Below are 12,464 nucleotides of genomic sequence, written 5' to 3' on the forward strand. Positions count from 1 at the left end.
GGGCGACCATAATGCCGCCCGTTCCCTCGCTCAACGGTAAAGGCTGGATATGCAGGAAGACGCCCCGGAAAAAACCAAGGACGCCGCGCCCACCGGCACCCAGACCCTGCTTCGCGGACTGGGTGTGGTGCAGGCGGTGGCCAGTGGCGCCCGCGATCTGAAAGAGATCGCCCGGCTGATCGGCACCACGCGCAGCACCACCCATCGTCTGGCCAGTTGCCTGGTCGACGAGCGCTATCTGCGCGTGGTGCCGCAAATCGGCTATCTGCTGGGGCCGAAGCTGATCGAGCTGGGGTTTCAGGCGCGCGAAGAGTTGCCGCTGGTGAGTCTGGCCGGGCCGTACCTGGACGAGTTGTCGGCGTTGACCGGGGACACCGTGCACCTGGGGATTCGTGAAGGCGATGAGGTGTTGTATCTGCTGAAGAATCCGGGGCGTAACGGCCCGGAAATGCGTTCGCGGGTCGGCCACCGGATGCCGCTGGCGCGCACCGGGATCGGCAAGGCGTTGATGCTCGATGATTCGCCGCAGGATTGGCAGCGGCTGTACGACATCAGCCTGCCGGCGGGTGGGAAAAGTCAGTTCTGGCCGCATCATCCGCAGCAGTCGTGGGAACAGCTCGAACAGCGCATGACCGAGTACGTGGCCGGCGGCTACGCGTTCGATCTGGAAGACAACGAACCGTCGATCCGCTGCGTGGCGGCGCCGATTCGCGATGCGAGCAAGCGGATTGTGGCGGCGATCAGCATCGCCAGCACCGTGCCGTACATGCCGCTGGAAAAAATGGCCGAGCTGATTCCCCTGATCAAAGGGGTCACAGCCCGGCTCTCGGCAGAACTCGGTCTGAAGGTTTAAAGCTTCAGCGTCGCCATGTCGATCACGAAGCGATACTTCACGTCACCGGCGATCATCCGCGCGTAAGCCTCGTTGATCTGGCGGATGTCGAGCATTTCGATGTCGCAGGTGATGTTGTGTTCGGCGCAGAAATCCAGCACTTCCTGGGTTTCGGCGATGCCGCCGATCAACGAACCGGCCAGCACGCGGCGGCCCAGCACCAGGTTGGCAGCATGCACCGGCGGGTCGATCGGTTCGATCAGGCCGACCAGGATATGCACGCCATCAAAGCGCAAGGTTTGCAGGTACGGGTTGAGGTCGTGCTGCACCGGAATGGTGTCCAGCAGGAAGTCGAACCGGCCTGCAGCGGCAGCCATCTGCTCGGCATCGGTGGAGACGATCACATGATCGGCGCCCTGCCGACGACCTTCCTCGGCCTTGCTCGCCGAACGGGTGAACAGCGTCACTTCCGCGCCCAGCGCCTTGGCGAACTTGATGCCCATGTGGCCGAGGCCGCCCATGCCGAGAATCCCGACCTTGTCGCCGGCCTTGACCCCGTAGTGCTTGAGCGGCGAGTAGGTGGTGATGCCGGCACAGAGAATCGGCGCAGCGCTGGCCAGATCCAGCTTTTCAGGGATGCGCACGACGAAGTGCTCGCTGACGACGATGCTGTCCGAATAACCGCCCATGGTGTTGCTGCCATCGACCCGGTCCGGGGTGGCGTAAGTCATGGTCGGGCCTTCGAGGCAGTATTGCTCGAGGTTCTGCTGGCAGGCGGCGCAGGTGCGGCAGGAGTCGACCATGCAGCCGACACCGACCAGATCGCCGACTTTATGTTGAGTGACGTTCGCACCAACGGCGGTGACTTTGCCGACGATCTCATGGCCGGGCATCAACGGATAAACGGCGATGCCCCATTCGTTGCGGGCCTGGTGGATATCGGAGTGGCAGACGCCGCAGTAGAGGATCTCGATCGCCACGTCGTCAGCGCGAGGGCTGCGGCGTTCGAATTTCATCGGGGCGAGGGGAGTGGTGGCCGATTGGGCGGCATAACCGATAGCGGTGTACATGAGGAACCTCGCAGAAGCAGTGACAGGTGAGGTGGCGCATTTTGGGCGCCGTCTGCCGCTGCGGCCATGACGATTCCTCCGGGTCTCATGCCTAATCCTCCGGCATGCAGGTCTGGGCAAGCGCATTGGCAAAAGGATCTGCGATGATGCTTGCATGCCTTTTTCCGTGACTTTTTTGAAGACCCCTCCGATGCAGTTGACCCGTCACCTTGATGCCAATGCCACCCTGGTTTCGCTGATCGAGCCGCTGGCGCTTCGCGATGGTTACAGCCAGACCGGGCTGCCCGGCGTGCAGGTATTGCGTGCCAGTTGCGACGTGGCGCGTGGCCCGCACATTTATGAGCCGAGCCTGATGATCATCGCTCAGGGCAGCAAACTGGCGTTCCTCGGCCCGCGCACCATGGAGTACGGCGCCGGACATTACCTGATTCAGGCGCTGCCGGTGCCGTTCGAGTGCGAAACCTTTGCCTTGCCGGATGCGCCGTTGCTCGGAGTGTCGGTGGCCATCGACCGGGTGTTGCTTGGCGAGCTGGTGCTGGCCATGGGGCTGGCGCCGGGGCGGCACATTCCGGCACAGACTCCGGAGTCGATGACCTCGGTGGTGCTCGACGATGACATGCGCGGCTGTGTCGAACGCTTGCTGCGCTGCCTGCACGATCCGCTGGAGCGGCAGATTCTCGGGCCGGCGCGGGTGCGTGAATTGTTGTTCACCGCGCTGCGCGGGCCGCAGGCCGATGTGTTGCGCGCGCTGGTGGAACAGCAGGGGCAGTTTGCCCGGGTGGCGGCGTCGATCAGTCATCTGCATGCGCATTACACCGAGCCGCTGAATGTCGAGACATTGGCCGGTTGCGCCAACATGAGTGTTTCGTCGTTCCATGAGCACTTCAAGCGCAGCACGCTGTTGTCGCCAGTGCAGTATCTGAAGCGCTTGCGGTTGCTCAAGGCGCAGACGTTGCTGGTCGCCGAGGGGCTGGGCGTGGCGCAGGTGGCGCATCGGGTGGGGTATCAGAGTACGTCGCAGTTCAGTCGTGAGTACAAGCGCTACTTTGAGCGCAGCCCTGGTGATGAGCGCGTAGCCTGATTCGACGATGATTCCCTGTGGGAGCGGGCTTGCTCGCGAAGGCTGCGTGTCAGGCAACCTATCCGTCAACTGACACACCGCATTCGCGAGCAAGCCCGCTCCCACATGAGTCATGCGCTGTGGAAAAAATCCTGGGCAACAAAAAGGCCCCCATTTCGGGAGCCTTGATGTTCAGCGGTTCAGCTTACATGTTCGGGTAGGTCGGGCCGCCAGCGCCTTCCGGCGTGACCCAGGTGATGTTCTGCGAAGGGTCCTTGATGTCACAGGTCTTGCAGTGCACGCAGTTCTGGGCGTTGATCTGGAAGCGTTTTTCGCCGTCTTCCTTGGTGATCACTTCGTAGACGCCGGCCGGGCAGTAGCGCTGCGCGGGTTCGTCGTACAGCGGCAGGTTCTTGCTGATCGGGATGCTCGGGTCGGTGAGCTTCAGGTGGCACGGCTGTTCTTCTTCGTGGTTGGTACCGGAGATGAACACCGAGCTCAGTTTGTCGAAGCTGAGTTTGCCGTCCGGCTTCGGATAGTCGATCTTCTTGCAGTCGGCTGCGAGCTTCAGGCAGGCGTAATCCGGCTTGGTGTCGTGCAGGGTGAACGGCAGTTTGCCGCCGAAGATGTTCTGGTCCAGCCAGTTGAAGCCGCCGCCGACGATCGCGCCGAACTTGTGGATCGCCGGGCCGAAGTTGCGGCTGGCGAACAGTTCGTCGTAGAGCCAGCTCTTCTTGAACGCGTCGACGTAGGAGGTCAGCTCTTCAGTGCCATCCTTCTCGGCGAACAGTGCGTCGGCCACCGATTCCGCGGCGAGCATGCCGGACTTCATTGCGGTGTGGCTGCCCTTGATCTTGGCGAAGTTCAGGGTGCCGAGGTCGCAACCGATCAGCGCGCCGCCCTTGAAGACCATTTTCGGCAGCGAGTTCAGGCCACCCTTGCAGATCGCGCGGGCGCCGTAGCTGACGCGCTTGCCGCCTTCCAGGTACTGAGCCAGCACCGGGTGATGCTTGAGGCGCTGGAACTCGTCGAACGGCGACAGGTAGGTGTTGCTGTAGGACAGGTCAACGATCAGGCCGACCACCACCTGGTTGTTTTCCAGGTGATAGAGGAACGAGCCACCGGTGTTTTCGGTGCCCATGATGTCCAGCGGCCAACCGGCGGTGTGCACCACCAGGCCTGGCTGGTGCTTGGCCGGGTCGATTTCCCAGATTTCTTTGAGGCCGATGCCGTAGTGCTGGGCGTCGGCATCGCTGTCGAGGTTGTAGCGTTTGATCAGTTGCTTGCCGATGTGACCACGGCAGCCTTCGGCGAACAGCGTGTACTTGCCACGCAGTTCCATGCCCGGGGTGTACAGGCCTTCTTTCGGATGGCCTTCGCGATCGACGCCCAGATCACCGGTGATGATCCCGCGCACGATGCCGCTTTCGTCGATCAGCGCTTCCTGAGCAGCGAAGCCAGGGTAGATTTCCACACCCAGGTTCTCGGCCTGCTGGGCCAGCCAGCGGCACAGGTTGCCGAGGGAAATAATGTAGTTGCCTTCGTTGTGCATGGTCTTGGGCACAAAGAAGTCAGGAATTTTCTGCGCGCTTTCGGCGTTTTTCAGCACGAAAATGTCATCGCGGGTGACCGGGGTGTTCAGCGGGGCGCCGAGTTCTTTCCAGTCCGGGAACAGTTCGTTCAGAGCGCGTGGTTCGAACACGGCACCGGAAAGGATGTGTGCGCCGACTTCGGAGCCTTTTTCGACCACGCAGACGCTGATTTCCTTACCGGCTTCGGCGGCCTTCTGCTTCAGACGGCAGGCGGCGGACAGGCCAGCGGGGCCGGCACCGACGATGACCACGTCGAATTCCATGTATTCGCGTTCCACAGGCTATCTCCTACTCAAGGCTCAACAGTTTTTTTTCTAATTTGGAGGTTCGGTGTCGCATCCGTTATTGCCTTTACGTTAACGTCAAGGGTAATAATGGGAAACCACCTTTCTCTCTAGGCGGCGCATTATATCTACACCACTCTGAGCGTCCAATACAAACGTTTGTTTGAATCGGCTCCAGCCCAGAGAAATCAAAGAAGCGCGGCTTATGAACGACCATTTTGCCGTATTGACCGGAATAGGCGTTCCGGTCAAGATACGGGCGGTTTTGCGCTCGCCGTAGGCAGACTGGCGGTTTCAAGAGCACCTCTAAAGACAGGGCACAGGCAGTACAAGGTGATGCGCAGCGCAAGTCCGGCGCGCAGTTTACACACCGTGCAGATCAATGACCCGTTGGTCACCACTGACGAACGGTCATCGCCCCCAGCCGGCGTTTTTAGAGGTGCCCTTGTGCCCGATGAGCATCAACCGCCAGGTTCGCCTAGGCGACTTTCTTTTCACCGGAGAGTAACGAGGAATCCATGAAGGTTCTTGTAGCTGTCAAACGCGTTGTGGATTACAACGTCAAGGTCCGCGTCAAGGCGGACAATTCCGGCGTAGACCTCGCCAACGTCAAGATGTCGATGAACCCGTTCTGCGAAATCGCAGTGGAAGAAGCCGTACGCCTGAAAGAGAAAGGTGTTGCGACTGAAATCGTCGTCGTCTCCATCGGCCCGTCCACCGCTCAGGAACAGCTGCGTACCGCACTGGCTCTGGGTGCCGACCGCGCCATCCTCGTCGAATCCGCTGAAGACCTGACTTCGCTGGCCGTGGCCAAGCTGCTCAAGGCTGTGGTCGACAAGGAACAGCCTCAGCTGGTGATCCTGGGCAAACAGGCGATCGACAGCGACAACAACCAGACCGGCCAGATGCTCGCTGCACTGAGCGGCTACGGTCAGGGCACTTTCGCCTCGAAAGTCGAAGTCTCCGGCGACAGCGTTGCCGTGACCCGCGAAATCGACGGCGGCGCGCAGACCGTTTCCCTGAAACTGCCAGCGATCGTCACCACCGACCTGCGTTTGAACGAGCCGCGTTATGCGTCCCTGCCAAACATCATGAAAGCCAAGAAGAAGCCTCTCGAAGTGCTGACTCCGGACGCTTTGGGCGTTTCCACCGCCTCCACCAACAAGACCCTGAAAGTCGAAGCGCCGGCTGCACGCAGCGCGGGCATCAAGGTCAAGTCGGTGGCTGAACTGGTCGAGAAACTGAAAAACGAAGCGAAGGTAATCTAAATGACTATCTTGGTTATTGCTGAACACGACAACAAAGTGCTGGCCCCGGCCACACTGAACACCGTGGCTGCTGCTGCCAAAATCGGCGGCGACATCCATGTGCTGGTTGCAGGTCAGGGCGCTGGCGCCGTGGCTGAAGCCGCTGCGAAAATCGCTGGCGTGAGCAAAGTCCTGAACGCTGACAATGCCGCTTACGCGCATCAGCTGCCGGAAAACGTCGCTCCTCTGGTTGCAGAGCTGGGCAAGGGCTACAGCCACATCCTGGCTGCCGCCACGTCCAACGGCAAAAACATCCTGCCGCGCGTTGCCGCTGCACTGGACGTTGACCAGATCTCCGAGATCATATCGGTAGAAAGCGCCGACACCTTCAAGCGTCCGATCTACGCCGGTAACGCCATCGCTACCGTGCAATCGACCGCAGCGATCAAAGTGATCACCGTGCGTGCCACCGGTTTCGACCCGGTTGCCGCTGAAGGTGGTTCGGCGACTGTTGAAGCGGTTGCTGCTGCGCACGACGCCGGCACTTCCAGCTTCGTCAGCGAAGAACTGGCCAAGTCCGATCGTCCTGAGCTGACCGCTGCCAAGATCGTCGTTTCTGGCGGCCGCGGCATGCAGAACGGTGACAACTTCAAACACCTGTACGCCCTGGCCGACAAGCTGGGCGCTGCCGTCGGTGCTTCGCGCGCTGCGGTCGACGCAGGTTTCGTACCGAACGACATGCAGGTCGGTCAGACCGGCAAGATCGTTGCGCCACAGTTGTACATCGCCGTCGGTATCTCCGGCGCGATCCAGCACCTGGCCGGTATGAAAGACTCCAAAGTGATCGTTGCGATCAACAAGGACGAAGAAGCGCCGATCTTCCAAGTGGCCGATTACGGCCTGGTGGCGGATCTGTTCGAAGCGGTACCTGAGCTGGAGAAGCTGGTCTAATCCGGCGGCTTCACTTATAAAGAGCCCGACCTTCTGGTCGGGCTTTTTTTTGTCTGGGATTTGAGTGGGAGCGTTTTGCCATGGATCTGCGCCGCGGGTTGTTATTGGGATTGATCCTGTTGCCGGGGATGGTTGCGGCTGCCGGCAAGTGTGAACGCCTCGTCGTCACCGGCAGCCCGGATGCGCCGCCGTACCTGTGGCAGGACCCGCAGAATCCCAGGCACTTGATCGGCGCCAGTGCCGACCTGTTGCAGCAAGTGGCCAAGGATCTGGGGATCAAGGTCGAACTGCTCTACGCCGGCAAACGCTCGCAGGCCCTCGATGAGGTGCGCAGCGGGCGCATGGACATGCTGGCCGACACGCCGCTGATGTTCAACGAGCTGGAAAACCTCGACTACATCTATCCGCCGTTGCTGGAAAACGACTATCTGGTGTGGACACGCAAGGGCTCGACGCTGGCCTACAGCGAAGCCAAGGATCTGCACGGGCACACCGGCGGGCTGTCGGAAAAGTCTCGTATGACCCAGGCATTCGGCACTTTCGCCGAGCAGAATCTGACCCTGACCCGGACGGCAAACATCACCCAGGCCTTTCAGAAACTTCTGCTGGGTGAAGTCGAATATGTACTCGCCGGGCGCTACTCGGGCATGGCTGCCGCGCAGGCATTGGGCATGGCCAATGATCTGCTGGCGTTCGAGCAACCAATCGACCGACCGGGGCTGTTCCTCGCGGTTTCGCACAACTCGGCCTGCAACGATCCGTGGTTGCGCGGACAGCTCGCTAAAAAGATGACAGAATTGCCCGCGTCCGGACTGACCGAAGCCGCGCTGCAACGCAACATCGAGCGCTGGAAGGCTCAGCAGCAACAGCCGCAGCCATCTGTCAGTGCCCCAAAACAGTAGGGATTCTTAGTGAGTATTCGACCTCTTTTCGCGGCCATGGCCGTTCTGGCCCTGGCCGGCTGCGCCAACGATCCGGCACCCAATGAGCAAATGCGCCTGACCGAGCAGGCCATCACCCAGGCCAAGGCTGTCGGTGCGACCGCCGATGAAATGCCGGAAATGAAACTGGCTGAAGACAAGTTCAACCGGGCCAAGGGCAACATGGCCGACGAGTCTTACAAGAACGCCCGCATGCGTTCCGAACAGGCCGAGCTGGACGCACGTCTGGCAGAAGCCAAGGTGCTGACGCAAAAGAGCGAAGAGCAACTGAATGTGCTGAACACCCGCATCATCCGCCTGCGCAAGCAACTGGGAGATGCCCAATGAGCCTCAAGTCCAAAGCCCTTGGCGGGTTGGTTCTGGCTGGCTGCGTGAGCCTTTTCGGGTGTGCCGGTCAGCACAGTGAAAGCGCATTGCAACAAGCCAGCAGCGACTTCCAGAAGGTCAAGGAAGACTCCAACGTGCTGCGCATCGCTCCCAAGGACGTGATCCGTGCCGGTGAGTCCCTGGCCCGTGCCGATCGCCTGTCGACCTATTGGGGCAGTGGTTCCGACGTTGTGCATTACGCCTACCTGAGTCAGCGTTACAGCGAAATCGCCCGCGAACACACCAATCTGGTGCTCAACGAAGAGCGCGCGGCGAAGCTCGAGCTGGAACGCCAGCGCCTGCAACTGGCTCTGCGTGAGTCCAAACTGCTGAGCGTGCAGCAGCAGGGCAAGTGGCTCGAAGAGCAGATCGTCGCGCTGGCCACCACGCAAACCGATCGCGGGCTGGTGATGACCCTTGGTGACGTGCTGTTCGACACTGGCGAGGCGGAGCTGAAGAACTCGGCGAATCGCGTGGTGTTGAAGATCGTGCAGTTCCTGCAGCTCAACCCGAAACGCGTGGTGCGTATCGAGGGCTACACCGACAGCACCGGTGGCAAACAGGAAAACCTCAAGCTGTCGCGTGATCGCGCGCAAGCCGTGGCCGATGTGTTGATGGACCTCGGAATTGAGGACAAGCGCATTCAGGTCGAAGGTTACGGCGACGAGTACCCGGTGGACGCCAACGCTTCCGAGCGCGGGCGGGCACAGAACCGTCGGGTGGAAATTGTGTTTTCCGACGAAAAAGGCCAGCTCGGCGCCGCCCGCTGAGGGCTGCGTCTCTGGAAAGCCCGGCCTGTCATGCAGCGCCGGGCTTTTTTACGTCTGTCGAATAGCGCGCAAATCCGTACAGTTGTAGCTGACACTGCACTGTACGGTCGACTATGGTGGCAACTGTCCCAGTACACTTCTAAACTGTTCCGGTATTGTTTCACACAAGAATAAAATGCCCGTGAAATCGAGTGCTGCGTCATGACCAACCTCTTGCTCTACCAACGTATTGCTCAACAACTGGCGGAAGATATCCGGCGCGGCGTCTATCAGCCCGGCGAACGCGTGCCGTCGGTGCGCAAGATGAGTTCGCAGCTCAATGTCAGCCATGCAACGGTGTTGCAGGCTTACGCCAATCTTGAGGATCAGGGGCTGATCCGCGCACGGCCGCAGTCCGGTTACTACGTGCACCAGACCCCGGCCCTGACGGCGCCGACACCGGATATCGCCCGGGTCGAACGCCCAGGCCTGGTCACCCGCGCCAGCATTATTCAGCAAGTGTTGGTCGAATCGCGGCGCGAGGGGGTTTTCCCGTTGGGCGCGGCGGTGCCGAGTGTCGATTACCTGCCGGTGCGCGCATTGCATCAGCAGTTGGCCAAGGTCACCCGATTCCATAGCCCTCGCGCTTTCAGCTACATGTTCAGCCCCGGTTTCGAACCGCTGCGCCGTCAAGTGGCGATCCGCATGCGCGATGCTGGCGTGGTGGTCGATCCGTCGGAAGTGGTGATCACCCACGGTTGCGTCGATGCGCTGCAGATGTCGCTGCGGGTTTTGACTCGTCCGGGTGATCTGATCGCCGCCGAGTCGCCAACCTATTACGGCCTGCTGCAACTGGCCGACCTGCTGGGCCTGAAAGTGATCGAGATTCCCAGCGACCCGGCCACCGGCATGAGCCTGGAAGCCTTGCAACTGGCCGCCAACCAATGGTCGATCAAGGCGCTGGTGCTGACTACCCGGCTGAGCAATCCACTGGGCGGCACCATGCCGGAAGAACGGCAGAAGCAACTGCTGCGTCTGGCCTCGGACTTCGATATCCAGATCGTCGAAGACGACATCTATGGCGAATTGATGTTCGAACAGGGCCGCACCAAAGCCCTCAAGGCCTACGATCGACTGGATCGGGTGATCTACTGCTCGAGTTTTTCCAAGACCTTGTCGCCGGGCGTGCGGGTCGGCTGGATGATCGCCGGCAAGTATCAGCAGGAGATCCAGCGTCTGCAGACGTTCACCACGCATTCGGCGTGCAGCGTCACGCAGATGGCGATTGCCGCTTATCTGGAAAATGGCGGTTATGACCGGCATTTACGGTACATCCGCCAGGAATACCGGAAAAACCTCAGCGCGTTCCAGCTGGCGGTGCAGCAGTACTTCCCCGAAGGCACGCAAATGACCCGGCCCACGGGCGGTTTCATCCTCTGGGTGAGCCTGCCGGGCAGGGTCAATACCCAGGAATTGCACGTGCGTGCATTGCAGCAGGGCATCAGCATTGCACCGGGGCTGATCTTCAGTAATACCGAGCAGTTCAACCACTGCATCCGCCTGAACTGCGGCACGCCGTGGAATCGCGAAGCGGAAAGGGCGCTGATGACCCTCGGCCTGCTGGCGACTCAACTGTGTCAGGAAACGGCCGGCGGTTTCTGAACGAGCGGCGCGTCATGCTTGTCTTGTGACGCTCAACAGGCGAGCATATGGCCCTCTGCCGTTAGTGTTGTAGGGCTCATGAAAGCGATTTTGCCTGCTGCCTGGATTTTGTTTGGTGTGTTGACGATGGGCCATGCGCCCGGTGTCATGGCAGCCGCCGTTCAGGAAAAGCCTGCGGCGTCAGCACCGGCGAGCAAAACGGCCAGCAACAAAGCCGTTGCGGATAAGAAAGCTCAAGTTAAAAAAGCCCCGCAAAAGAAGGCCGCCCCGGTGAAGAAGCGGCCTCCGATCGCTTCCAAGTCGAAACCGGCCAGTGAGGTGGCGAAAACCCGATTGCCGCCGGCCAAGCTCGATCTGAGCCTGCCCAAGGACATGGTCCAGCAGCTCAAACCGGCCGGTACCGTCACGTTGCCTAAACACGACGCTATCCTGCCGCAGATGTTCGGCGAGAAGAACAGCGGTTTCCAGCTCAACGGCCGTCTGCTCAGTAACGAAATGCAGCTGCAACTGCGCAACGAAGAGCGTCGTGAAGTCGAAGGCGCGGCGCTGGATTTCGAATTCAAGCAGTAAATCAAATCGATCCGTGACCCGCAGACCAGACGCTTTGTCGGAGACTGGTCAGTCACTTTCGTTTCTGCGTAAAAACCCCGGTTCAGGGAATTTGAAACAACCGTTTTAGCGGTTACTCTGTGGCCGTCCCTTTAACACATTGCCCGTCGCGAGGACTCGTCGTCATGAAATGCCGTGAAGGCTGTGGCGCTTGCTGTATTGCCCCCTCCATCAGTTCTGCCATTCCAGGCATGCCCAATGGCAAACCTGCCGGCGAACGTTGCGTGCAACTCTCGGTCGAAAACCTGTGCAACATTTTCGGTCAGCCGGAACGCCCGGCGGTCTGCTCGGGATTTGCCGCCGATGTCGAAGTCTGTGGCAGCAGCCGGGAAGAGGCGATCAAGTTGATCGGCTCGTGGGAGCAGATGACGGCGGCGTGATGTGTCAAACGAACGGAACTTCAACAATAAGGAATAAGACTATGGGTTCGCTGCATCGTATCGCTGTGTTGTGTGGTTTGACGGCTGTGCTGGCCACTTCGGTTGCTCAGGCTGAGGACTGGAAAGTCGCCAAGGAGCAGGACGGGATCAAGGTCTCGCTGGCCGAAGTGCCGGGTTCGGATTACAAGTCCTATCAGGGTGTTGCTCTGATGAAGACCACCGTTGCCAAACTGCGTGCCTTGCAGGAAGACGTGGCCGGAGCCTGCGCCTGGATTCACGAGTGCAAAACCCAGAAGCTGCTCAAGCACGAGGGCGATCAGAGCTGGACCTACACCCAGTTCAATACGCCGTGGCCAGTGACGCCGCGTGATTCCGTGCTGCACATCACCACCGTTGAAGGTGCCGATGGCAGCCTGACCCGCAACCTCGAAGGCGTGCCGAAGTACATTCCCGAAGAGAAAGGCTTTGTCCGCGTCGCCCAGGTCAAAGGCTTCTGGAAGTTCGTACCCAAAGGTGATCAGGTCGAAGTGACCTATCAAGTGCACACCGAGCCAGGCGGCAGTGTGCCGAGCATGATTGCCAACAAGTTTGTGGTCGACGCGCCATTCAACACCCTGAAAGCCCTGAAAGAACGCGCCGAGAAGTAATTCGCGCGCTGACAGCAAAACGCCCCGACTGATTCGGGGCGTTTTGTTTTGTCGTTATATTGTGTTTCCAGATA

At 60.2% G+C, this 12,464-nt stretch carries 13 protein-coding genes; 11 read left to right on the forward strand and 2 right to left on the reverse strand.

Annotated elements, in window-relative coordinates:
• Positions 1-49 precede the first annotated feature (49 nt).
• Complete coding sequence (locus tag M0814_RS09295) at positions 50-853, forward strand: IclR family transcriptional regulator (RefSeq protein WP_103484715.1); 804 nt, start codon at positions 50-52, stop codon at positions 851-853.
• On the opposite strand, the gene M0814_RS09300 is transcribed toward M0814_RS09295, so the two are convergent.
• A complete protein-coding gene (locus tag M0814_RS09300; protein WP_103484714.1) occupies positions 850-1,902 on the reverse strand; it encodes an NAD(P)-dependent alcohol dehydrogenase in 1,053 nt (350 codons plus the stop codon). The two genes, M0814_RS09295 and M0814_RS09300, sit on opposite strands and share 4 nt — an antisense overlap.
• A 190-nt stretch (positions 1,903-2,092) precedes the next feature.
• Between M0814_RS09300 and M0814_RS09305 the strand changes: the two genes are divergently transcribed.
• Positions 2,093-2,983, forward strand: a complete 891-nt coding sequence (locus tag M0814_RS09305) for an AraC family transcriptional regulator (RefSeq protein ID WP_003226986.1) — start codon at positions 2,093-2,095, stop codon at positions 2,981-2,983.
• 184 nt (positions 2,984-3,167) lie between these two features.
• Here the strand turns inward: M0814_RS09305 and M0814_RS09310 are convergent, their stop codons facing one another.
• A complete protein-coding gene (locus M0814_RS09310; RefSeq protein WP_103484713.1) occupies positions 3,168-4,832 on the reverse strand; it encodes an electron transfer flavoprotein-ubiquinone oxidoreductase in 1,665 nt (554 codons plus the stop codon).
• Positions 4,833-5,356: 524 nt separating this feature from the next.
• Here M0814_RS09310 and M0814_RS09315 point away from each other — a divergent pair.
• The 9 genes from M0814_RS09315 (at position 5,357) to M0814_RS09355 (ending at position 12,390) form a co-directional block, all read left to right on the forward strand.
• A complete protein-coding gene (locus tag M0814_RS09315; protein ID WP_003226982.1) occupies positions 5,357-6,106 on the forward strand; it encodes an electron transfer flavoprotein subunit beta/FixA family protein in 750 nt (249 codons plus the stop codon).
• On the forward strand, positions 6,107-7,036 hold the full coding sequence (locus M0814_RS09320; RefSeq protein WP_103484712.1) for an FAD-binding protein: 930 nt from the start codon (positions 6,107-6,109) through the stop codon (positions 7,034-7,036). It begins immediately after the preceding gene.
• Between the two features lie 80 nt (positions 7,037-7,116).
• Complete coding sequence (locus M0814_RS09325) at positions 7,117-7,938, forward strand: transporter substrate-binding domain-containing protein (RefSeq protein ID WP_103484711.1); 822 nt, start codon at positions 7,117-7,119, stop codon at positions 7,936-7,938.
• 9 nt (positions 7,939-7,947) lie between these two features.
• Positions 7,948-8,304, forward strand: coding sequence for a DUF4398 domain-containing protein (locus M0814_RS09330; RefSeq protein ID WP_177434686.1), 357 nt, complete (start codon positions 7,948-7,950; stop codon positions 8,302-8,304).
• Entirely contained in the window at positions 8,301-9,113 is an 813-nt protein-coding gene (locus tag M0814_RS09335) for an OmpA family protein (protein WP_103484710.1), read from the forward strand. Before M0814_RS09330 ends, M0814_RS09335 begins: the two co-directional genes overlap by 4 nt.
• Positions 9,114-9,314: 201 nt before the next feature.
• Positions 9,315-10,754, forward strand: a complete 1,440-nt coding sequence (locus M0814_RS09340; protein WP_003226969.1) for a PLP-dependent aminotransferase family protein — start codon at positions 9,315-9,317, stop codon at positions 10,752-10,754.
• 78 nt (positions 10,755-10,832) lie between these two features.
• Positions 10,833-11,324 carry a translation initiation factor 2 gene (locus tag M0814_RS09345; RefSeq protein ID WP_103484709.1) on the forward strand — a complete coding sequence of 164 codons (492 nt, stop codon included), beginning with the start codon at positions 10,833-10,835 and terminating at the stop codon, positions 11,322-11,324.
• 164 nt (positions 11,325-11,488) lie between these two features.
• Positions 11,489-11,743, forward strand: a complete 255-nt coding sequence (locus M0814_RS09350) for a YkgJ family cysteine cluster protein (protein WP_103484708.1) — start codon at positions 11,489-11,491, stop codon at positions 11,741-11,743.
• 41 nt (positions 11,744-11,784) lie between these two features.
• A complete protein-coding gene (locus tag M0814_RS09355) occupies positions 11,785-12,390 on the forward strand; it encodes an START domain-containing protein (protein WP_103484707.1) in 606 nt (201 codons plus the stop codon).
• The last annotated feature ends 74 nt before the right edge of the window (positions 12,391-12,464 follow it).

The organism is Pseudomonas sp. MWU12-2020, assembly GCF_023100605.1.
In the GTDB taxonomy this organism is placed as follows: Bacteria; Pseudomonadota; Gammaproteobacteria; order Pseudomonadales; family Pseudomonadaceae; genus Aquipseudomonas; species Aquipseudomonas fluorescens_H.